This is a genomic window from Nocardiopsis sp. NPDC058789 (genome assembly GCF_042745575.1).
In the GTDB taxonomy this organism is placed as follows: domain Bacteria; phylum Actinomycetota; class Actinomycetes; order Streptosporangiales; family Streptosporangiaceae; genus Nocardiopsis; species Nocardiopsis eucommiae.
The window spans coordinates 24,497-45,592 of sequence record NZ_JBHYOW010000009.1 but is presented as its reverse complement, the minus strand read 5'-3'; the positions used below and the strand labels follow the sequence as shown (position 1 = coordinate 45,592).

Annotated in this window: 18 protein-coding genes; 8 read left to right on the top strand and 10 right to left on the bottom strand. The window is 70.9% G+C overall.

The features are described 5' to 3' along the window. Window positions 1-120 precede the first annotated feature (120 nt). From ACFW3L_RS15055 to nucS, 6 genes are all read right to left on the bottom strand, one after another. A complete protein-coding gene (locus ACFW3L_RS15055; protein WP_378740589.1) occupies window positions 121-801 on the bottom strand; it encodes a DUF1707 domain-containing protein in 681 nt (226 codons plus the stop codon). Between the two features lie 78 nt (window positions 802-879). After that, window positions 880-1,515: a response regulator gene (locus ACFW3L_RS15050; protein ID WP_378740587.1), complete on the bottom strand. Its 636-nt coding sequence runs from the start codon at window positions 1,513-1,515 to the stop codon at window positions 880-882. Window positions 1,516-1,540: 25 nt separating this feature from the next. Beyond that, window positions 1,541-2,845 carry a sensor histidine kinase gene (locus tag ACFW3L_RS15045; RefSeq protein ID WP_378740585.1) on the bottom strand — a complete coding sequence of 435 codons (1,305 nt, stop codon included), beginning with the start codon at window positions 2,843-2,845 and terminating at the stop codon, window positions 1,541-1,543. 9 nt (window positions 2,846-2,854) lie between these two features. Then, window positions 2,855-3,709: an ABC transporter permease gene (locus tag ACFW3L_RS15040; RefSeq protein WP_378740583.1), complete on the bottom strand. Its 855-nt coding sequence runs from the start codon at window positions 3,707-3,709 to the stop codon at window positions 2,855-2,857. Continuing rightward, on the bottom strand, window positions 3,706-4,572 hold the full coding sequence (locus ACFW3L_RS15035) for an ABC transporter ATP-binding protein (RefSeq protein ID WP_378740581.1): 867 nt from the start codon (window positions 4,570-4,572) through the stop codon (window positions 3,706-3,708). Before ACFW3L_RS15035 ends, ACFW3L_RS15040 begins: the two co-directional genes overlap by 4 nt. Window positions 4,573-4,711: 139 nt before the next feature. Beyond that, the gene (gene nucS / locus ACFW3L_RS15030; protein ID WP_378740578.1) at window positions 4,712-5,389 is read right to left on the bottom strand and encodes an endonuclease NucS; all 678 of its coding nucleotides are present in this window, start codon (window positions 5,387-5,389) and stop codon (window positions 4,712-4,714) included. 105 nt (window positions 5,390-5,494) lie between these two features. Between nucS and ACFW3L_RS15025 the strand changes: the two genes are divergently transcribed. The 4 genes from ACFW3L_RS15025 to ACFW3L_RS15010 all read left to right on the top strand — a co-directional run bounded on the left by ACFW3L_RS15025 (window position 5,495) and on the right by ACFW3L_RS15010 (window position 9,138). After that, a complete protein-coding gene (locus ACFW3L_RS15025) occupies window positions 5,495-6,688 on the top strand; it encodes an MFS transporter (RefSeq protein WP_378740576.1) in 1,194 nt (397 codons plus the stop codon). Between the two features lie 56 nt (window positions 6,689-6,744). Then, window positions 6,745-7,953: a 3-hydroxybutyryl-CoA dehydrogenase gene (locus ACFW3L_RS15020; RefSeq protein ID WP_378740574.1), complete on the top strand. Its 1,209-nt coding sequence runs from the start codon at window positions 6,745-6,747 to the stop codon at window positions 7,951-7,953. A gap of 106 nt (window positions 7,954-8,059) precedes the next feature. Continuing rightward, window positions 8,060-8,389, top strand: coding sequence for an ATP/GTP-binding protein (locus ACFW3L_RS15015; protein WP_378740571.1), 330 nt, complete (start codon window positions 8,060-8,062; stop codon window positions 8,387-8,389). A gap of 17 nt (window positions 8,390-8,406) precedes the next feature. After that, window positions 8,407-9,138, top strand: coding sequence for an alpha/beta hydrolase (locus ACFW3L_RS15010; protein WP_378740569.1), 732 nt, complete (start codon window positions 8,407-8,409; stop codon window positions 9,136-9,138). Window positions 9,139-9,699: 561 nt separating this feature from the next. Here ACFW3L_RS15010 and ACFW3L_RS15005 read toward each other — a convergent pair. Continuing rightward, window positions 9,700-10,983, bottom strand: a complete 1,284-nt coding sequence (locus ACFW3L_RS15005; RefSeq protein WP_378740567.1) for a DivIVA domain-containing protein — start codon at window positions 10,981-10,983, stop codon at window positions 9,700-9,702. A 409-nt stretch (window positions 10,984-11,392) separates the two neighbouring features. Beyond that, window positions 11,393-11,851, bottom strand: coding sequence for a methylmalonyl-CoA epimerase (gene mce, locus ACFW3L_RS15000; RefSeq protein ID WP_378740565.1), 459 nt, complete (start codon window positions 11,849-11,851; stop codon window positions 11,393-11,395). An 84-nt stretch (window positions 11,852-11,935) separates the two neighbouring features. Here mce and ACFW3L_RS14995 point away from each other — a divergent pair, with 84 nt between their 5' ends. Both ACFW3L_RS14995 and meaB read left to right on the top strand, forming a co-directional pair. Further along, window positions 11,936-13,123, top strand: a complete 1,188-nt coding sequence (locus ACFW3L_RS14995) for an acetyl-CoA C-acetyltransferase (RefSeq protein ID WP_378740563.1) — start codon at window positions 11,936-11,938, stop codon at window positions 13,121-13,123. Between the two features lie 106 nt (window positions 13,124-13,229). Further along, entirely contained in the window at window positions 13,230-14,189 is a 960-nt protein-coding gene (gene meaB, locus ACFW3L_RS14990) for a methylmalonyl Co-A mutase-associated GTPase MeaB (RefSeq protein ID WP_378740561.1), read from the top strand. A gap of 150 nt (window positions 14,190-14,339) precedes the next feature. On the opposite strand, the gene ACFW3L_RS14985 is transcribed toward meaB, so the two are convergent. Together ACFW3L_RS14985 and ACFW3L_RS14980 are read right to left on the bottom strand one after the other, a co-directional pair. After that, window positions 14,340-16,010, bottom strand: coding sequence for a glycosyl hydrolase family 18 protein (locus tag ACFW3L_RS14985; RefSeq protein ID WP_378740559.1), 1,671 nt, complete (start codon window positions 16,008-16,010; stop codon window positions 14,340-14,342). A 327-nt stretch (window positions 16,011-16,337) separates the two neighbouring features. Continuing rightward, window positions 16,338-18,287 carry a glycosyl hydrolase family 18 protein gene (locus ACFW3L_RS14980; protein ID WP_378740557.1) on the bottom strand — a complete coding sequence of 650 codons (1,950 nt, stop codon included), beginning with the start codon at window positions 18,285-18,287 and terminating at the stop codon, window positions 16,338-16,340. 468 nt (window positions 18,288-18,755) lie between these two features. Here ACFW3L_RS14980 and ACFW3L_RS14975 point away from each other — a divergent pair, with 468 nt between their 5' ends. After that, a complete protein-coding gene (locus ACFW3L_RS14975) occupies window positions 18,756-19,277 on the top strand; it encodes a MarR family winged helix-turn-helix transcriptional regulator (RefSeq protein ID WP_378741013.1) in 522 nt (173 codons plus the stop codon). 77 nt (window positions 19,278-19,354) lie between these two features. Continuing rightward, window positions 19,355-21,082, top strand: coding sequence for a methylmalonyl-CoA mutase (locus ACFW3L_RS14970; RefSeq protein WP_378740555.1), 1,728 nt, complete (start codon window positions 19,355-19,357; stop codon window positions 21,080-21,082). Window positions 21,083-21,096: the final 14 nt, after the last annotated feature.

Here is a 21,096-nt window from a genome sequence, read left to right as displayed (position 1 = left end):
GACATTGCCACAATCAGCCACAGACCTTACGAGAGGGTGCACACTGTGATTTGATGGACGGCCCGAAACGCCCGGATCGTCTTCTCGCGTGGAGTCACCGGAGGCGCGTCGGAGGCCCGGTCACTCCTCGTCCCCGTCGTGCTCCTGGTGCTTGCGCGCTCGGTAGCTGGCACCCGCTCCGCCCATCAGCGCGACGCCCCGGATGTGCACGATCGGAGCTCCCGGATCCACGACGCTGGGGGTGTCGCCCTCGATCCCGAAGCCACCCATGATCGGCAGTCCGTGCACGCGCACCTGGATGTCGTCGGGGACGATGATGCCGACCCCGCCCATGACCGCGCCGAGCCAGATCGTCGTCTCGCGATGGGTGAACCGGGCCTCGCGCAGGTCGAGTTCGACTCCTCCCATGGTCGCCACGGCGAGGAACCGGCGGGGGAGGACCCAGTTGCCGGAGCGGTGGGCGCCACCCATGAGGGCGATCGCGCTGTGGCTCGTGGCGGGCTGGTCGACGATCCGGCTCGCGCCGTAGACGGGACGCGGGGACCGGAAGTCGGCGGGGGCAGGGAGACGGGACGGGACCGGATCGGAGCCGGGCAGGTCCTCGGTGAGGGGGACCAGCTCACCGACGGTCCTGGCGCGGTACACCGCGTCCAGCCGGTCACTGTGTTCGTCGGGGTCCAGGCGGCCCTCGGCGAGGGCCTCCCGGAGCAGGTGCGCGACGGCGTCACGGTCGGCGTCGGAGGCGCGCATCCGGCCGTTGCCGTCGTCGTGGGGGGTGAGTTGACTCATCTGTTCCACCATATGCCGATTCTGCCCCTCCGTGGAGGTCCACGGGATCGGGGAGAACCCCCGGGACGACCCTGAGAACCGCGCCCCGGGCTACGTCTGGGGGAGCAGGCCCCGGCGCATCGCCTGGGACACCGCCGAGGTCCGGTCACCCACTCCCAGCTTCTCGTAGACGCGCATGAGGTGGGTCTTCACCGTCGTCGCGCTGATGTGCAGGGCACGGCCGATCGCGGCGTTGGTGAGTCCGTCCGCCGCCAGACGCAGCACCTCGACCTCACGGGGGGAGAGCGCGGGGCCCTCCGGTTCGGTGCGCTGCCGCACCCCGGTGAGCAGCTTGCCCGCCAGTCTGCCGCTGAGCACGGTCTCGCCCCGGGCCGCCGAGCGCACCGCGTCGGCCAGCTCGGCCCTCGGGGTGTCCTTGAGCAGGTAGCCGGTGGCTCCCGCCTCGACCGCGCGAAGGATGTCGGTGTCGGTGTCGTAGGTGGTCAGCACCAGGACGTGGACGGCAGGGTGCTCCGCGCGGATGCGTTCGGTGGCCTCGGCGCCGTCCCCACCGGGCATGCGCAGGTCCATCAGGACCACGTCCGGGACCAGGGACGCCACCCGGGCCACCGCCTCGGGGCCCGAACCGGCGTCACCGACGATGTCCAGGTCGGGCTCGGCGCTGAGCATGCCTCGAATGCCCTCGCGGACCACGGGATGGTCGTCCACCAGAAGGACACGGATCATGGAACGGCTTCCTCTCCGGTGCGGATCATTCGTCCGCGTCGTCGTGGGGGATGGCCAGGCGGACGGTGGTGCCCCGTCCGGGAACGCTCTCCAGGTCCAGGAGTCCGCCCACCGTCGCGGCACGGTGGCGCATGTTGGCCAGGCCGTTGCCGTGGGCGGGCAGGGAGGTGTCGAAGCCCAGCCCGTCGTCCGCCACGGTCAGCCGCACGCCGACGTCCGTGTAGGCGAGGGTGACCGTGGTGGCGCGGGCGCCGGCGTGCTTGCGGACGTTGGCCAGCGCCTCCTGCGCGGTGCGCAGCAGACAGATCTGGAGGTCGTTGGGGAGCTCCTCCGGCTCACCGGTCACCTCCGCGTTCACGGAGATGCCCAGTTCGCGGCCGAGCCGCTCACAGATGCGCCGGAGGGAGGCGTCCAGGCCCTCGTCCTCCAGACGGAGCGACTGACGGGCGGCCACCATGGCACGGGTCTCGGCCAGGTTCTCCGCGGCCGTCTCCCGCATCAGCGCCAGGTGGCGGCGGGCGGTCACGGGGTCGCTGTCCAGCTCGGACTCCACCGCCTGGGCCAGGGTGACGATGCTGGTGAACCCCTGGGCGAGGGTGTCGTGCATCTCCCGGGCCAGGTGCTCGCGCTCGGCCAGGGCCCCGGCCTCCTCGGACAGCCGGGCCACCTCCTCGCGGCTGCGCCGCAGCGCCTCGATGAGCTCGTACCGTTCGACGCTCTGCACCACGATCCGCTCGATCCAGGTCCCGAACCACAGCGCGTAGCCCAGGATCGCGCCGTTGATGAGCAGGCTGACACCGACCGAGGCCCAGTCCTCCCACCCGAGCAGACCGCCCAGGACCGTCGGGAAGAGGAGGATCACGCCCACCGTCGCGACGGCGAGCACGCTGCCCACCGTCATGAAGCAGACGGGGGCGATGGCGATCAGGGCGAACACCAGGGTCGGGTTGAGGATGACGGCGGGCACGCTGGGCAGGAGGAACAGGCCCATCAGACCCAGGGCCCGGCCCGTGCTGGGGAAGTCCTTCTCCGGGCTGATCAGCGGCCGGGCGAAGACCAGGTAGACGACCACGACCGCGACCATCAGCGCCGCCGTCAGCCACCGCCACTCCGGAGGGCCGGTGACCAGGGCCAGCACGATCACCGCCGCCATCGCGACGGTGAAGGCCACGTGCCACCAGGCGCCCATGTTCCACGCGTGCCGCTCGTCCCGGTCCGACGACGGGTCGGTCCCGGTCGGGGTCGACCCGGTGGGAACGGGTCCGGTGGGATCGGACCCCGGGGGCACCGTCGTCTCCGGCCCCGGGGCCCGGTCCGTCGTCATGGTCATCCGTCCTCGTCATCCGTCCTTGCGGGTCTTCCAGCGGAAGGTCAGGAGTGTCAGGACCAAGCCCACCACACACCAGCCCCCCAGGACCAGGGCGACCATGTGCAGGTCCCAGGCCCCGGACAGTTCCATCACGGCCATCTCGTCGGGGAAGAACGCCGCGCGCATGCCCTGCGCCATCCACAGCAGCGGGAAGAGCGAGGCGCCGGTCAGGATCCAGTCCGGCATGAGATGCACCGGGACGAAGATCCCGGAGGTGAACTGGAGCAGGAGGAAGGGGATCACGACCACGGCGGAGGCCGTCTGCGCGGTGCGGGCCAGGGAGCTCATGGCGATCCCGAGCAGGGAGCAGCCGACGGTCCCGAGCACGAACACCCAGGCGACGGTGGACCAGGCGGCGAGCGTGGACGGCATGGTGCCGCCGAAGAACAGGGTCGCCACCGCGAGGAGGAGGGCCACCTGACCCACGGCGAGGAAGAGCACGAGCAGCGTCTTGCCGACGAAGTAGGCGCTGGGCGGCATGGGGGTTCCGCGCAGGCGGCGCAGCGCCCCCTGGTCGCGTTCGACCGCGATCGCGATGCCGAGCGTCTGGAAGCTCACCGACATCAGGCCCATCGCGATGAGCCCGGGCAGGTAGTAGTCGACCGCCGCCATCTCCATGTCGAACATGCCGTCGAAGATCGACGCGAACATGACCAGGATCAGCGCGGGCAGCGAGAAGGTGAAGATCAGGCTCTCCCACTCGCGGGAGAAGGTGCGGATCTCCATCCAGCCACGGGACAGGCCGACACGCACGGCACCCGGAGGGCGGCCGTGGGCCTCGGGGGCGGGGGAGGCGGGGGCCGCCGCCACGGTGTCGGTGCTCATACCGCGACCTCCTCGTGGGCCTGGTCGTCCTGGATCATGTCGAGGTAGATGTCCTCCAGCGTCGGGCGGTGCACGCTCAGCTCGGGGATCTCCCCGGGGATGCGCGCGCTCAGCTCGGCCACCAGCCGGGTGGGGGTGTCGGTGCGCCTCTCGTGCCTGCGCCCGTCCTCCGTCCAGGAGACGGTGGCCTGCGCGGAGGCGCGGCCGCCCAGCTGCCCGGGGGCGTCCACCGCGCGGATGCGGCCGTTGGCGATCACGCACACCCGGTCGGCCAGGAACTCGGCCTCCTCCAGGTAGTGCGTGGTGAGCACGATGGTGGTGCCCTGACGGGCCAGGCCCTGGATGAGGTCCCAGAACTCCCGGCGCGCCCGGGGGTCGAAGCCGGTGGTGGGCTCGTCGAGGAAGAGCAGTTCGGGGCGGCCGACGATCCCCAGGGCGACGTCGAGGCGGCGCCGCTGACCACCGGAGAGCGCGTCGGGCAGGGAAGCGGCCTTCTCGGAGAGGCCGACCATCTCCAGGACCTCGTCGCTGCCCAGCGCCCGGGGGTAGTAGCCCGCGAAGTGCCGGACGACCTCGCGCACCGGCATCTTGGGGACCATGGTCTCCTTCTGCCACACGATGCCGATCCGGGAGCGCCACACCCGGCCCGCCCTGCCCGGGTCCTCACCCAGCACGCTGACGTCGCCGCCGCTGCGAGTGCGGAAACCCTCCAGGATCTCCACGGCCGTGGACTTGCCCGCGCCGTTGGGCCCGAGGAAGGAGAAGACCTCTCCCCGGGGGACGCTCAGGTCGATCCCCGCGACCGCGTGGTTGTCGCCGTAGCGCTTGGTGAGGCCCTCGACCTCGATGACTGTTCCGCTCATACCCCTAGCGTTCCGTGAACGGGGCGGGCGGGGTGTCCGCTGGGGGGACCGACCGCTGTCCTCCGAACGGAGGACAGACGGGGGCGTGCCAGCACGCGGGCACGCCCCCGGGGCGTCGGTCCGGCTCGGAGGAGCCGGGTCAGAAGAGGCGCAGTGTGTCGGGCTCGATGCCGCGCAGTTCGTCGTAGTCGAGGACCACGCAGGCGATGCCCCGGTCCTCCGCGAGGACCTTCGCCTGGGGCTTGATCTCCTGGGCGGCGAACACACCGGTCACCGGGGCGAGGGAGGGGTCCCGGTTGAGGAGTTCGAGGTAGCGGGTGAGCTGCTCCACGCCGTCGATGTCCCCGCGCCGCTTGAGCTCCACGGCCACGGTGTTGCTCTGCCCGTCGCGGCAGAGGATGTCCACGGGACCGATGGCGGTCGGGTACTCGCGGCGGATGAGCGTGTAGCCCTCGCCCAGCGTGGTGATGTGCTCGGCGAGCAGTTCCTGGAGGTGGGCCTCCACGCCGTCCTTCTGGAGGCCGGGGTCCTTGCCGAGTTCGTGCGAGGAGTCGTGCATGACCTCCTCGATGGTCAGCACGAGCTTCTCACCGGACTTGCTGTGCGTGACCGTCCACACGTCGGGACCGTCCTCGACCGCCTCCTCGCGGAGCTTGCACGGCGGGTTCATCCAGTTCAGGGGTTTGAACGCCCGGTCGTCGGCGTGGATGGACACGCTCCCGTCGGCCTTGATCAGGATCAGGCGGGGAGCCATGGGCAGGTGGGCGGTGAGTCGGCCGACGTAGTCGACACTGCACCGCGCGATGACGAGACGCACGGGACGTCACGTTACCGCCTCCGCCGCGCCCGCGAACCCCCTTCCGAGGGGAGGGGCGTACGGGGGCGCGGGGTCGACGGCGGCGGCACTCCCTAGGCTGGCGGGATGCTCGTGCGCAATCGTTGGGTCGTCCTGTCGGTCAGCATGGTCGCTCAGGTGGCCAGCGTCTCGGTGATGTTCGGGGTGCCGGTCGTGCTGCCGCAGCTGCGCGAGGCCTTCGGGGTCTCCACCGCACAGGCGGGGATGCTGGCGGGCCTGCCCTCGTTCGGGCTGCTGATCACCCTCCTGGCCTGGGGTGTCGTCATCGACCGTGCGGGGGAGCGGGCGACCATGGCGCTGAGCCTGCTCCTCACGGCGGGCGCGCTCGGGCTGCTGTGGACGGTCACGGACCTGTGGGGCGCGGCGGTGGTCCTGCTGCTGGCCGGGGCGGTCGGCGGTCCGGTCAACGCCGCCAGCGGGCGGCTGGTCATGACCTGGTTCGCGCGCCGGGAACGCGGACTGGCGATGGGGATCCGCCAGTCCGCCCTGCCCCTGGGCGTGGGGCTGGCCGCCCTGGTGCTGCCCCGGGCGGCGGACGCGTGGGGTTTCGTCGGGGCGATGACGCTCCCGGCGGGGCTCGCTCTGATCGCCGTCCCGCTGGTGCTGGCGACGCCCTCGGCCCCGCCGGAGACCGTTCGGGAGACCGGCTCCCCGGAGGTCCCCGCCGCACCGGTCCGGACGGAGTCCCCCTACCGCCGGTGGGCGATCTGGCGGGTGCACGGCGTGAGCATGCTCCTCGGGGTCCCGCAGGTCACGCTGATGGTCTACACGGTGATCTACCTGGTCCAGGAACAGGGGTGGAGCCCGCCCTCGGCCGGAGCGGTGGTCGCCGCCGCGCAGATCCCCGGGGCGGTGGGGCGGCTCCTCCTCGGCGCCTGGTCGGACCGGACCGGCGACCGCATGCGTCCGGTCCGGTGGCTGGCCGTGGTCTCCGGAGTGGCCCTGGTCCTGCTCACCTTCCTGCCGGACGTCTGGGGCGGGGCGGCGGTCCCCCTGGTCCTGGTCTGCCTGGTCCTGACCATGTGGCACAACGGCCTCACCTTCCTCTCAGTCGCGGAGATCGCCGGTACCGCCTGGGCCGGGCGGGCGCTGGCCGTGCAGAACTGGCTCCAGTCGGTCAGCACCACCCTCACCCCCGTACTGATGGCCGCCGTGATCACGCTCGCGGGGCTGCCCGCCGTGTTCGCGGTGAGCGCCGTCTTCTCCGCGCTGGCCCTCGCCGTGGCCCCTGGCCGGGACGGACGCGTTACCGGGCAGTAGTAAAGATCTGGTCCCGGTGCGCGGTCGGGGCCCCCGGGAGGTCTAGGCTGGGGCCCATGGTGCAGGAATTTGACAAGGTCGGCGTCGTAGGACTGGGCACGATGGGTGCGGGCATCGCTGAGGTGTTCGCCAGGGCCGGGTTCCACGTCGTCGGGGTCGAGATCGACCAGGCCGCCCTCGACCGCGGCCGTGGCCACGTGGACAAGTCCCTCTCGCGCGCGGTGAGCAAGGGCAAGATCACCGAGGGGGAGCGCTCGGAGATCGACGCCCGCCTCACGTTCAGCACGTCCCGCGAGGACCTCGCGGACGCCGACTTCGTCGTCGAGGCCGTTCCCGAGCGCATGGACATCAAGCGCGACGTGTTCGGAGACCTCGACCGGATCTGCCCGCCCGGCACGATCCTGGCGACCAACACCTCCTCGCTCTCGGTCACCGAGATCGCGGCGCTGACCGACCGCCCCGAGAAGGTCGTCGGCCTGCACTTCTTCAACCCGGCCCCGGTGATGAAGCTGGCCGAGGTCATCACCACCGTCTCCACCAGCGCCGAGACCGCCGACATCGTGACCGAGGTCGCCAAGCGCGTCGGCAAGACCCCCATCGCGGTGGCCGACCGCGGCGGGTTCGTCGCCAACGCCCTGCTGGTGCCCTACATCAACGACGCCGTGCGGCTCTACGAGCGCCGGATCGCCACCCGCGAGGAGATCGACGAGTCCGCGAAGAAGGCCGCCGGCCTTCCGATGGGCCCGCTCGCCCTCGCCGACCTCGTCGGCCTGGACGTGTGCCTCGCCGTCATGGACGTCCTCTGGGACGAGTTCCGGGACCCCCGCTACGCCGCCTCGCCGCTCATCCGCCGCATGGTCGCCGCGGGCCGCCTCGGCCGCAAGACCGGCCAGGGCTTCTACGGTTCCGGTGACGAGGCCCCCGAGCCCCGCCCCACCGGCCGCCTCGCCGAGATGGTGCGCGAGGAGGAGACCCTCGACCTGGGCGAGATGCTCATCGCGCCGCAGATCGACGACGCCCTGCGGATGGTCGGAGACGGCTACGCCTCCGCCAAGGACGTCGACACCGCCATGCGGTTCGGCTGCGGCTACCCGAAGGGCCCCACCGAGCTCCTGGAGGAGCGCGGCGCGGAGTCCGTCATCACCACGCTCGTGGCCATGGCCGAGTACGGCCTCACCACCATCGCCGTGCCCGCCCCGCTGCTCATGGACCAGCTCCCCGACACCGAGGAGAGCGCCCCGCACGGCGGCTGCGCCTGCCACTAGGGCGGTTCCGTGGATGCTCTCGGTTGATGCGGCGTCCCCGGGGACCTCGGCCGCCGTCACGCCAGTGTGACGGCGGCCACTGTTCTTTCTCTCCTACCCTTGGAGGGTGAGCCCGCGCCGTAACAGCCCCCGCCGCAAGACCGCCCGGGGCAAGAACACCCCCGGAGGCCCCCCGGACGACGACGCGCTCATGCTGCGCGTCACCGGAGGGCAACGCCGGGAGACCGGACCCGACGGCGAGTGGGTCACGCGCCGGATCAGCGGCGCGGCCGCCACCAAGGTCTACCGCTGCCCCGGCTGCGCCCAGGAGATCCCCGCCGGGATGCCCCACGTCGTCGCCTGGCGCCCGTACGGCGACGGCGGTGACCGGCGGCACTGGCACACCTCCTGCTGGGACCGGCGCACCCACCGCTCGCCCAGGGCCCCCAGACACTGACCTGACGAAGAGGACCCATGGAGATCCGCGCCACCACGGTGCTGCCCGCCGTCCGACGGCCCATCACCCTGCACACCGCCGACGGGCTGGAGCTGGTCGGGGAACTGGCCCTGCCCGAAGGGCGCAGGCCCGTCGCCACCCTCGTCTGTCTGCACCCGCTGCCCACCGCCGAGGGCATGATGGACAGCCACGTCCTGCGCAAGGCGTCCTTCCGGCTCCCCGCGCTCGCCAACGTCGCCGTGCTGCGCTTCAACACCCGCGGCACCACCTCCCGCCACGGCACCAGCCAGGGCGAGTTCGGAGAGGGCGAGACCGAACAGCACGACGTCATGGCCGCCATCGAGTTCACCGAGTTCGAGGACCTGCCCGCACCCTGGCTGCTGGGTTGGTCGTTCGGCACCGAACTGGCCCTCAAGTGGGGCTGCGACCCGCAGATCAGGGGCGCGCTGCTGCTCTCCCCGCCGCTCCACCGCGCCGACGAGTCCGACATGCGGGTGTGGGCCGACTCCGGCAAGCCCGTGGTGGCCCTGGTCCCCGAACACGACGACTACCTGAGGCCCGACGAGGCCCGCGAACGCTTCGCGCCCCTCACCCAGGCCGAGATCATCGGTGTCGACGGAGCCAAGCACCTGTGGGTGGGCGAACCCTACGTGCGCCGTGTCCTCGACGAGGTCGTGAAGCGGGTCAACCCGGAGGCGTACCCGCTGCCGACGGAGTGGGACGGGCCGTGGGAGAAGGACACTCCGTAGTCCTGGGCCTCCGCTTCGCTTCGGCCCGTGTTCGGGCGCCCTCCTGTGGTGAGGCGTGCAGGTAGCGCTCACGCCTGTGGCTGAGGCCGGCGGCTCGGTTCCCTCTGCACGGTGTCCGCTGAACGCCGGACGCCCCGGCGCCCCGGCGCCCGAACGGGCACCCCCTTGTGGTGCGGGTGTGTGGGTGGGGCTCGTGGTTGTGGTTGGGGTTCAGACGTGTTTGCTTGGGGCCTCCGCTTCGCTTCGGCCCGTGTTCGGGCGCCCAAGAAGCCAGGGATTCTTCATCCTCGTCTGTGCCTGGCTCGTTCCTCGCTGGCGGCTTGACTCGTCTTGCAGAACCCTGGCGGCGCCCGAACGGGCACCCCCTTGTGGAGGGGGTGTGAGGGCAGCACTCACGGCTGTGGTTGAGGGGACGGGTGGGCGGGGCTCACGCCTGTGGTGAGGGTGCCAGGGCGGGACTCACGGCTGTGGTTGAGGGGCATGACGAAGGGCCCGGTCCCGGGGTGAACCCCCGGGGCCGGGCCCTTCGTCATGTCAGGACGACTCAGCCGAGGCCGGTCGTTACTCCTGCCACCAGTCCTCGTCGTCGGAGCCCTTGCCGGAGTGCGCGGGCTGCTTCGGCTCCTCCGCCACGGGGGCGGCGGGAGCGGCCGGGGCCTCCTGCTGGATCGCGGCGGGAGCGGCCGGAGCGGCGGGGGCGCCACCGCCACCACCGAGCAGCTGACGCAGCTGCTGGAGGTGCGACTGGATGCTGTCCCGCTGGCGGTTGAGCTCGTCGACCTCCTTCTTGGCGGCCGTCATGATCCGGTTGGCCTCGGACTTGGCGTCGCTCAGCTGGTGGTCGGCCTTGGACTTGGCCTCGGTCTCGATCTGACCGGCGTTCTTCTTGGCGTTGCTGACCAGCTGCTTGGCGTGGTTCTCGGCGTCGCGGCGGGTCTGCTCGGCCTGCTGGCTGGCCTTGGTGGCCCGCTGCTCGGCGCTGGAGGCGCGCTCCTCGGCCTCGTTGACCATCTTCTGCGTGGCGGCCTGGGCGGCGGCCAGACGCTCCGCGTCCTGACGCTCGGCCTCGGCGCGGCGGTCGGCCAGCTGAAGCTCGAACTGGTCCTCGGTCTCGGTGCGGCGCGCCTCGGACTCGGCGTAGGCCCGCTCGGCGTTCTTGCGCAGCTCCTCGGCCTGGCTCTTGGCCGACTGGATCGTCTCGTCGCGCTCACGCTTGGCGGCGGCCCGGGCCTGGGCGCACTCGCGCTCGGTGGTGGTGCGCAGCTTCGCGATCTCGCCCTCGAAGGTGGCGCGCTTCTCCGCGATCTCGTGGTCGACGGCCGAGCGCTTCTTCTGCACCTCGCGCTCGGTGGTCGAGGCCAGCTCGTCGGCCTCGCGGCGGGCGGTGGTGCTGATCTCCTCCGCCTCGGTCTCGGCGGCCTGGCGCTGCTCGTCGGCCTCACGCTGGGCCAGCGTGCGGACCTCGGTGGCCTCCGATTCGGCGGCGGCACGCATCTCGGCGGCCTCGATCTGGGCGGCCGACCGGATGTCGTTGGCGTCGATCTGGGCGCTCTGCACCAGTTCGTTGGCCTGCTCCTCGGCGAGGCGGAGCAGTTCCTCGATGCGCGAGCCCAGACCGGAGTAGGAGGGGCGCTCGCGCTCCTGGAGCTGGCGGTTCTTGGCGTTCAGCTCGGACTTGGCCTTCTCGAGCTGCTTGTTGGACTGCTTGACCTCGTTGCGCAGCCCGTCCAGGTAGTCCTGCACCTGGGTGCGGTCAAAGCCACGCAGCACCACGTCGAACTCTGGCGGGGTGTTGTCCTCGTCGAAGATGTTGTTGAGCTGGGTGTCAATGTTGTTTGACGACATGTGGCGGAATCCTGAACGGGTACGAGACGGCTACGTGCGAACCGCCGGGGGCGACGGGAGGGCGGCTGCTGTGCCCCCGGTGGACGGGGTTGTCGCCGGGGTGGCCGGGGCGCGGGCGGATTGGTGGGGTTCCAGAAATGACCCTGACCGCCTCCGACGGACGCCTGGGCGCTGGTGGACACCCGGGTGCGACCGTCCCGGCTCACTGACCGGACTGCAAGACATGGACCAACGCCGGAAAGCGGATCCGGCAGCTAGCCGACTTTATCAAGCGTGACACCCCTGGGAAGGGGGTTTCGGGTAACTTCCGGCGGGGTGGGTGGTCAACCGCACCTCGGGAGCTCAAGCTGTGATGAGTCCGGAACGTCCCCGTGACGTGAATCGGTCGGCCGCTTCCCTCAGCATGGCGCTAGTGGGCGCTCTGCACCAACTCGGTGAGGACGCCGCCGCAGTCCTTCGGGTGCAGGAACACGATCCGGGAGCCCGCCGTGCCCGACCGGGGCTCGTCGTCCAGCACACGCACGCCGCGCTCCCCGATACCCGCCGCGCTGGCGGCCACGTCGCCGGTGCCGAAGGCGATGTGGTGCACGCCCTCGCCGTTGCGGGCCAGAAACTTCGCCACGGGGGAGTCCTCCCGTGTGGGCTCCAGGAGTTGCAGATACGTCGCGCCGCCGTCGTCCGTGCCGTTGATTCGGAGCATGGCCTCACGGACGCCCTGTTCCTCGTTGACCTCCTCGTGCTCCACCTCGAAGCCGTAGGTGCTCCGGTAGAACTCGACGGACGCGTCGAGGTCGCGGCAGGCGATCCCCACGTGGTCCAACCGGGTCAGACCGCCGAATGGGCCGGTGGGGATGGGTGTGTCACTCACTGGCGAACCTCCCGAACGTCGCTGGGACCTGTGTGGGTATCGTTGCAGACCAACTGCGACACTCATCACCTGGAGGCCAGTCAGATGCCCGGTTCCGTCATCGTCGGTGGGGCCCGCACCCCGACCGGCCGTCTCCTCGGCTCCCTCGCCGGTTTCTCCGCCGCCGACCTGGGGGGCTTCGCGATCAAGGCCGCCCTGGAGCGCGCCGGGATCAGTGGTGACCAGGTCGGATACGTGGTCATGGGACAGGTGCTCCAGGCGGGCGCCGGTCAGATCCCCTCCCGTCAGGCCGCCGTCAAGGCGGGCATCCCCATGGACGTCCCGTCCGTGACCATCAACAAGGTCTGCCTCTCCGGCCTGGACGCCATCGCCCTGGCCGACCAGCTCGTCCGGGCGGGCGAGTTCGACGTCGTCGTCGCGGGCGGCATGGAGTCCATGACCAACGCCCCCCACCTGCTCCCCAAGTCCCGTAAGGGCTACAAGTACGGCTCCGTCGAGGTCCTGGACGCCACCGCGCACGACGGGCTCACCGACGCCTTCGAGGGTGACTCGATGGGGGCCTCCACCGAGCGCCACAACGGCAAGCTCGGTATCGAGCGCCCCGAGCAGGACGCCTTCGCGGCCCGGTCCCACCAGCGCGCGGCGGCCGCCGCCGAGCAGGGCCGGTTCGACGCGGAGATCGTCCCCGTGGAGATCCCGCAGCGCAAGGGCGACCCGGTCGTGTTCGCGCACGACGAGGGGGTCCGACCCGACACCACCGTCGAGAGCCTGGCCCGGCTGCGTCCCGCCTTCGACAGCGACGGCACCATCACCGCCGGATCCTCCTCGCAGATCTCCGACGGCGCCGCCGCCGTGGTCGTGATGAGCCGGGAGAAGGCCGACGAGCTGGGTGTCCCGATCCTCGCCGAGATCGGCGCGCACGGGAACGTCGCCGGTCCGGACAACTCCCTGCACTCCCAGCCCTCCAACGCCATCAGGCACGCGCTCACCAAGGCGGGCAAGGAGGTCGGGGACCTGGACCTCATCGAGATCAACGAGGCCTTCGCGGCGGTCGGTATCCAGTCCACCAAGGACCTCGGCGTCTCGGAGGACATCGTCAACGTCGACGGCGGCGCCATCGCGATCGGTCACCCGATCGGCGCCTCCGGGGCGCGCATCGCCCTGCACCTGATCCACGAGCTGCGCCGTCGCGGCGGCGGGCTCGGCGCGGCCGCCCTGTGCGGCGGCGGTGGCCAGGGCGACGCCCTGCTGTTCACGGTGCCCGGGGAGTAGTACCGACCCGGTCCGTGCGCGGGCCGGTCCGGGGTGAGATCGTACGGGGCGGGGGCACTGGGCCCCCGCCCCGACACATGTCCGCGGGTCGAAGTCGAGGAGTCGCATGAACGCCCCCCAGTTGGTCGATCGGGTTCGCGGGGGTGACCGCCGGGCGCTGGCCCGCGCCATCACCCTGGTCGAGAACGGTGCCGCCGAACTGCGCGAGATCATGGCGGGGCTGGCGCCCCACACCGGCCGGGCCCGCGTGGTCGGGTTCACCGGTTCGCCCGGGGTGGGGAAGTCCACCACCACCAACGCCGTGGTGCGCGCGGTGCGCGCCCGGGGCCTGTCGGCCGCGGTCCTGGCGGTGGACCCCTCCTCGCCCTTCACCGGCGGCGCGCTGCTCGGGGACCGGGTGCGGATGCAGGAACACGCCACGGACGCGGGCGTGTACATCAGGTCGGTGGCCAACCGGGGGCACCTGGGCGGGCTGACCTGGGCGACCCCGCACGCGCTGCGGGTCCTGGACGCGGCCGGGTTCGACGTGATCCTCGTGGAGACGGTCGGAGTGGGCCAGGCCGAGGTGGAGATCGCCGGTCTGGCCGACACCACGGTGGTGCTGAGCGCCCCCGGGATGGGCGACGGGGTCCAGGCCGCCAAGGCCGGGGTCCTGGAGGTGGCCGACGTGTTCGCGGTGAACAAGGCGGACCGCGACGGCGCCAAGGCGACCCTGCGGGAGCTGCGCCAGATGATCGCGATGAAGGACCGTTCGGACGACGAGTGGAAGCCGCCGATCGTCATGACGGTGGCGGCGAAGGACGAGGGGATCGACGAGCTCTGGGCGCGGGTGGAGGAGCACCACGCCCACCTGGAGGCCTCCGGCGAGCTCGTGTCGCGGCGCCGCCGGCGAGCCCGCGACGAGGTGGAGGCGATCGTGCTGGACCTGCTGCGCGCCCGGATGGGCGGTGTGGGCTCGGAGCACGGCCTGGACGAGCTGGCCGGGGAGGTCGCGACGGGTGAGCGCGATCCGTACGCCGCCGCCGACCTGCTCCTGAAGGAGCTCGGCGCCACCACGGGGGAGTAGCCCCTGGGGCGACGCCCCGGAAAAGGGGGCGGCCGGGGTGGACCGTCGCACGTCGGTCCACCCCGGCCTGGCGGCGGTGCTCCCCGGATCAGAGCACCGACGCCGCTGGTTCCCGCCACCGGCCTGGACCGGAGGCGGGGGTCCTCGGTCCTATCCGCCGAGCGCCGAGTCGATGGCGGCCATGAGGCTGCCGTCGCCGTCGTCGCCGTCGATGGACCAGATCATGACGCCGCCGAGGCCGTTCTCCGTCACCCAGTCGGTCTTCTGGGTCATGGCGGTCTCGTCGTCGTAGGTCCAGAAGGTCTCGCCGTCGTAGAGCCAGGCCGTGCCGAGGTCGTTGTCACGGAACAGCTCGTAGCCGGAGAGCTCCTTGAGGTTGCGGTACTCCTCGCTGCCGTCGGCGTAGGTGCCGGGGGCTGGGCCCGTCGCGGGCTGGAAGAGCCCGTCGCCGTCGGGGCCCGGTTCCACACCGGTCCAGCCCTGACCGTAGAAGGGCACACCCAGGACCAGCTTGTCCGGGTCGACGCCGCGGTCGAGGTAGGCCTGGATGGTGGTCTGCGTGGAGATGACGTCGCCCGGGTCGCGCGGGTCCGGCGCCAGGTTCGACTGGTGGTTGGTGACCGACTCCCAGGTGCCGTGGTAGTCGTAGCCCTGGACGGTCACGAAGTCCATGTTGGGCATGATCTCGTCCAGCTCGAAGCCGGTGTCGATGCGCCACGGACCGGCGGGCATGAACGAGCTGATCTCGTAGTGGCGGTCGGTCTCCGCGCCGAGCTCGTCCAGCTGGTCGCGGAACTCCTGGACCAGGGCGGTGAAGTTCTCCCGGTCCTCGGGGCGGACCACGTTGTGCGGGTTGCCGTCGGAGGCGGGCCACTCCCAGTCGAGGTCGATGCCGTCGAAGACGCCGTAACCGACGCCCTCGCCGCCGGCCCCGTCGATGACCGGCAGGTCGCCCTTCAGGTACAGGTCGACACAGGAGCTGACCAGCCGCTCACGGGACTCGGGGGTGAGCGCGGCGTCGGAGAAGTGCTTCGACCAGTTCCAGCCGCCCAACGAGATGTTGACGATCAGGTTGGGGTACTGCTCCTTCAGCTTGCGGATCTGGTTGAAGTTGCCCCGCAGGGGCTGGCCGGGGCCGTCGGCGGCGCCGTCGACGCTCTCCGAGGCGGGGACGGCCCGGCCGTAGTCGGCGCGGGCGTCGCCCTGTTCGGGCTCGTTGGTCATGAAGCACTCGCCGTCGGGGCCCACGTTGCCGAACGCGTAGTTGATGTGCGTGAGCTTCTCGGCGCTGCCCGAGTCGACGAGGTCGCGGACGGTGTAGCCGCGCTCCTCGACGCCCCACTGGGTGAAGTAGGCGATGCTGCGGCTGCCGTGCTCGGGCCCCTGGTCGGGCTCTCCCGCGCAGGGGGCGCCGTTGACGGTGCAGCCGAGGAGGTGGCTGTTGCCGCCGGTGTGGACGCCGTTGAACCCGAACCGGTAGCTGCCACCGGCGGGGATCGCGGCGCCCCAGCGCGGCGGGGTCACGGTGTAGCCGTCCTGGGCGGTGCCGGAGAGGGAGGCGTTCCACAGCTCGTGGACGCGGCTGCCGTCGGGGAGGTCGAACTCCAGTGTCCAGTCGGTCAGGTCCGCCCCGGAGGTGTTGTGGACGGTGATCTCGCCGGTGTAGCCGCTGTCCCACCGGGCCGACTCGACGTAGGTCACCCGGAGGTCGGAGGGCTCGGCGCTCTCGGCGGCCACGGGCGGGGCGAAGAGGGCGAGTGGCGCCACCAGCGCGGCGGCGGCCGCCACCGAGAGGTGGTTTCTGAGTCGTCGTGAGCTCACGTCGCGAGTTCTCCTGGGGGGAGGGTGCCAGGGCTTTGGGTGCTGTCCGCGTCCCTGACGTGGGGGGATAAATTTTTAGGAAACTTAACTAATAATTACGGCCCCCGTCAACGCCCCGCCGCGAAGTTTTCCCCGACCTCGTCGGATTCCCTGGGCGCCGACCGGTCGGTTCGACGAGTCTGCCGAGTTGACGGGCCGGACCAGTTCGGTGCGAGGAGAAGTGTCCCCTTGTGGCCACGGACAGCTCTTGACGCCGTGTGCCACGAAAAGGTAGGAGCCCCGACTCGGTGAGTCGGGACTCCTGCTTCTGAGGTGGGTGGAGTGGGGCTACGAGGCCAGCGCGGCGTCCACGGCGGCCATCAGGGTGCCGTTCGCGTCGTCACCGTCGATCGACCAGATCATCACCCCGCCCAGGCCCTGGGTCTGCGCCCAGTCGGTCTTCTGGGTCAGCGCGATCTCGTCGTCGAAGGTCCAGAAGGTGGTGCCGTCGTAGAGCCAGGCCGTGCCCAGGGCGTCGTCCCTGTGCAGGGTGAAGCCCGGCAGGTCCCTGACCACCTTCCAGTCGTCGATGCCCTGCTCGTAGGTGCCCGGAGCCGGGCCCGTCGCGCTCTGGAAGAGGCCGTTCCCGTTCGGCCCGGGGGCGACCCCCGTCCATCCGCGGCTGTAGAAGGGCAGCCCGAGGACCATGTCGGCGGGGTCGACGCCCCGGCTGACGTACTCCTGGACGGCGATCTCGCTGGAGAACCGTCGCGGGCTGGGGTCGTCGACGTCGAACACCGTGTTGGACTGGTGGGCGGTGGCGTTCTCCCAGGCGCCGTGGAAGTCGTACCCCTGCACCGTGACGAAGTCGAAGTGGGGCATGAGCCGGTCCATCTGGAAGCCGGCCTCGACCTTCTCCGGGTCGGCGGGCAGGAACGCGGTCAGCTCGTAGGGCCGACCGGTCTCGGCACCCAGGGCGTCCAGTTGGGTGCGGAACTCCTGGACGAGGGCGGTGAAGTTCTCCCGGTCCTCGGGACGGACGACGTTGTGCTCGTGCCCGGCGCTTCCGGGCCACTCCCAGTCGAGGTCGACGCCGTCGAAGACGCCCGCCGCCGCGCCCGGGCCGCCCGCGCCGTCGAACAGGGGCAGGTTGCCGCGCAGGAACTGGTCCACGCACGAGCTGACCATCCGCTGGCGTGACTCGGGGGTCAGGGCCGCGTCCGAGAAGTGCTCGGACCACGTCCAGCCGCCGAGGGAGATGTGGACCTTGAGGTCTGGGTACGTCTCCTTGAGCTTGCGCAGCTGGTTGAAGTTCCCGCGCAGGTCCTGGTTCCAGGTGTCCGCGACCCCGTCCACGCTCTCGTCCGCGCGGAACGAGCGGCCGTAGTCGGCCCAGGCGTCGCCCTGGCCGAGCTGGTTCGCCATGAAGCACTCGCCGTTGGCGTTGACGTTGCCGAACGAGTAGTTGATGTGGGTGAGTTTCGCGGCCGTGCCGGAGGTCTCCAGGTCGCGCACCAGGTAGCCGCGGTCGTAGATGCCCCACTGGGTGAAGTAGGCGACGCGGCGCTCGCCGGTCGGTGAGGTGCCTGCCCCCTCCAGAGTGGTGGCGGTGACCGCCGTGCTCTCGACGCCTCGGTTGTTGGAGGTGTCGAACGCCCGGACCGTGAAGTCGTACCGCGTCAGGGGCGCCAGGCCGCCGACCGTGGCGGTCAGCGTGTCCGCGCCGACGGAACGCACGACCTGGCCGTCGGAGACGATCTCGTAACCCGCGACGGCGACGTTGTCCGTGGCCGCGTCCCAGGTCAGGGCGACGGTGTTCGAGGTGATCTCTCCGACGGTCAGTCCACCGGGCGTGGAGGGGGCCTCCGTGTCGGGCTCGGTGGTTCCGCCGGAACAGGAGGCGCCGTTCACCGTGCAGTTGACGGGCGTGGTCTCCCCGCCGCCGTGGGTGCCGTTGAAGCCGATCTGGTACGAGCCGTTCGCGGGGACCGTGGCGCCCCACGACGGCGGGGTGAGGGTGTGGGTGGCGCCGCTCGTGGTGTGGACGGCGTTCCACAGGCTGGTGATCCGGACCCCGGCGGGGGTCTCGAAGCTGACCGACCAGTCGGTGAGGTCGGTGGTGGTCTCGTTCCGGATGGTGATCTGTCCGCCGTAGCCGCTGTCCCACCGGGACGTCTCGACGTAGGTGACGGACAGCTCGCCCGGTGCGGCGGCAGCCGGGGCGGCGGACAGAAGGGGTGCGACCAGCAGTGCGGCGGCCAACGCGGCGAGCCGGTTTCTCAGATGGCGTGCTCTCACGGAGGGGTCTCCATTGGGGGAGGAGTGGGGGAGGGAACCGCGGGGGAGTGGGAGCTCCGGCGGCGGAAGGAGTCCTTGCGGAGTGGAGGTGCGTCGAATCCGAGTGAGGGGTTCCAAGGACGGTGGCGAGCGAGCCATAGCGCCTCTGAAGTGGGGAAACCAATTTTTAGGAAAGTTAACTAATAGTTTTCCCGGAGTCAATGAGCGTACGCCGGATTTCTTCGCCTTTCCTACGCGGGGAAGGCGTCCGCCCCGCCCCGGAACGGCTTTTCCGAGTTGGGGTACCGGACCAGTACCGAATGGCCCGCCTGTCCCCTTCCGGCCAGAGGAACCCCCTTGCCCTCCCCGGTCGATCGTGCAGCCGGGTGGGTCCGAGGCGTGCGGTGCCGGACGAGGGCGGGCGGACCGCCTTCCGCTCGGGGTCGGAGGGCGGGGGAGCGCCGTTAGAGTGACGGCGTGGGAAACCCTTTGAACCTTCCGTTCGACCCGATCGAACGCGCTCACGACAACTGGAGTGAGAGATGGGGTGCCTCGCCCGCCATGGCGGCGGTCACCTCCCTCATGCGCGCGCAGCAGATCCTCATCGGTGAGCTGGACGGCACTCTCAAGCCGTTCGGCCTGACCTTCGCCCGGTACGAGGCGCTGGTCCTGCTCACCTTCAGCTCCTCCGGTTCGTTGCCGTTGGGCAAGATCGGTGAGCGCCTGATGGTGCACCCCACCAGCGTCACCAACACCATCGACCGGCTGGAGGGGCAGGGCCTGGTGGTCCGCCTCCCCAACCCGAGCGACGGGCGCGGAGTCCTGGCGGAGATCACCGAGGCCGGGCGCGAGGTCACGGAGGAGGCCACCCAGGCGCTCCTCGGCATGGACTTCGGCCTGGGCTGCTACTCCGGTGAGGAGCTGTGGGGCATGCACGAGGCGCTCACCCGGCTCCGGGTGGACTTCGGTGACTTCCCCGCCCCCGTGGCCGGGGCCGCCGACCGGGGCTGACCGGGCCGTTCGCCGGCGTTCGCGCGCCGGGGGCTCCGTGTCTGTACATATATAGTTGGACGTCCTACTATCTTCCTATGGCGAACACCACAGGAGAGCCCAGCGGCGGCGGGGCCCAGGAGATCGAGGCCGGACGCGACCGCTGGCAGCGCCGGTACGACGCGGCGCGCAAGCGCGACGCCGACTTCACCTCGCTGTCCGGCCGCCCCCTCGCGCCCGTCTACGGGCCCCGGCCCGGTGCGGAGGTCCCCGGGTTCGAGCGCGTCGGCTGGCCCGGCGAGTACCCCTACACCCGCGGCCTGTACCCCACCGGCTACCGGGGGCGCGCCTGGACCATCCGCCAGTTCGCCGGGTTCGGCAACGCCACGCAGACCAACGAGCGCTACAAGATGATCCTCGCCCAGGGCGGCGGGGGGCTCTCGGTCGCCTTCGACATGCCCACCCTCATGGGCCACGACTCCGACTCGCCCCACGCCCTCGGAGAGGTCGGGCACTGCGGGGTCGCCATCGACTCGGTCTCCGACATGGACCTGCTCTTCGACGGGATCCCGCTCGGTGAGACCACCACGTCCATGACCATCAGCGGGCCGGCCATCCCGGCCTTCTGCATGTACCTGGTCGCGGCCGAACGCCAGGGCGTCGACATCGGCGGCCTCAACGGCACGCTCCAGACCGACATCTTCAAGGAGTACATCGCCCAGAAGGAGTGGCTGTACCCGCCCGAGCCCCACCTGCGCCTCATCGGTGACCTGATGGAGTACTGCGCGGAGCACATCCCGGCCTTCAAACCGCTCTCCGTCTCCGGTTACCACATCCGTGAGGCGGGGGCCACGGCCGCGCAGGAGCTCGCCTACACCCTGGCCGACGGGTTCGGCTACGTGGAGCTCGGTCTGTCCCGGGGCCTGGACATCGACCGCTTCGCCCCCGGGCTCTCCTTCTTCTTCGACGCCCACATCGACTTCTTCGAGGAGATCGCCAAGTTCCGCGCCGCCCGCCGCATCTGGGCCCGCTGGATCCGCGACACCTACGGCGCGAAGACCGAGAAGGCCCAGTGGCTGCGGTTCCACACCCAGACCGCCGGTGTCTCCCTCACCGCGCAGCAGCCCTACAACAACGTGGTGCGCACCGCCGTCGAGGCGCTCTCCGCCGTGCTCGGCGGCACCAACTCGCTGCACACCAACGCGCTCGACGAGACCCTGGCCCTGCCCACCGAGCAGTCCGCCGAGATCGCCCTGCGCACCCAGCAGGTCCTCATGGAGGAGACGGGCGTGGTCAACGTCGCCGACCCGCTCGGCGGCTCCTGGTACGTGGAGGCCCTCACCGACGAGATCGAGGCCGAGGCGGAGCGGATCTTCGAGCAGATCCTCCGCATGGGCGGGGGAGAGGACGCCGAACACGCCATCGGCCCGATGACCTCGGGCATCCTCGCCGGAATCGGGAACGGCTACTTCAGCTCCGAGATCGCGGAGTCCGCCTTCCAGTACCAGCAGGCCCTGGAGAAGGGCGACAAGCGCATCGTCGGTGTCAACTGCCACACCAACACCGTCTCCGGCGAACTCGACATCCTCAAGATCAGCCACGAGGTCGAGCACGAACAGAAGCGCGCCCTCACCGAGCGCCGCGCCCACCGCGACAGGGACGCCGTGGACCGCGCCCTGGCCCGTCTCCTGGAGGGGGTCCGGGCCGACGACGGCAACCTCATCCCGCTCATCATGGACGCCGCCCGCGCCGAGGCCACCCTCGGAGAGATCTGCGCCACGATGGGCGAGGAGTTCGGCACCTACACGGAGGACCCGCAGTTCTGAATCGGGCCTCCTCT

Bases quoted from the DNA above. Each gene is read 5' to 3' on its own strand.
- ACFW3L_RS15055 (WP_378740589.1), bottom strand. From the start codon at position 801: ATGGTGGAACAGATGAGTCAACTCACCCCCCACGACGACGGCAACGGC.
- ACFW3L_RS15050 (WP_378740587.1), bottom strand. From the start codon at position 1,515: ATGATCCGTGTCCTTCTGGTGGACGACCATCCCGTGGTCCGCGAGGGC.
- ACFW3L_RS15045 (WP_378740585.1), bottom strand. From the start codon at position 2,845: ATGACCATGACGACGGACCGGGCCCCGGGGCCGGAGACGACGGTGCCC.
- ACFW3L_RS15040 (WP_378740583.1), bottom strand. From the start codon at position 3,709: ATGAGCACCGACACCGTGGCGGCGGCCCCCGCCTCCCCCGCCCCCGAG.
- ACFW3L_RS15035 (WP_378740581.1), bottom strand. From the start codon at position 4,572: ATGAGCGGAACAGTCATCGAGGTCGAGGGCCTCACCAAGCGCTACGGC.
- ACFW3L_RS15025 (WP_378740576.1), top strand. From the start codon at position 5,495: ATGCTCGTGCGCAATCGTTGGGTCGTCCTGTCGGTCAGCATGGTCGCT.
- ACFW3L_RS15020 (WP_378740574.1), top strand. From the start codon at position 6,745: ATGGTGCAGGAATTTGACAAGGTCGGCGTCGTAGGACTGGGCACGATG.
- ACFW3L_RS15010 (WP_378740569.1), top strand. From the start codon at position 8,407: ATGGAGATCCGCGCCACCACGGTGCTGCCCGCCGTCCGACGGCCCATC.
- ACFW3L_RS15005 (WP_378740567.1), bottom strand. From the start codon at position 10,983: ATGTCGTCAAACAACATTGACACCCAGCTCAACAACATCTTCGACGAG.
- ACFW3L_RS14995 (WP_378740563.1), top strand. From the start codon at position 11,936: ATGCCCGGTTCCGTCATCGTCGGTGGGGCCCGCACCCCGACCGGCCGT.
- meaB (WP_378740561.1), top strand. From the start codon at position 13,230: ATGAACGCCCCCCAGTTGGTCGATCGGGTTCGCGGGGGTGACCGCCGG.
- ACFW3L_RS14970 (WP_378740555.1), top strand. From the start codon at position 19,355: ATGGCGAACACCACAGGAGAGCCCAGCGGCGGCGGGGCCCAGGAGATC.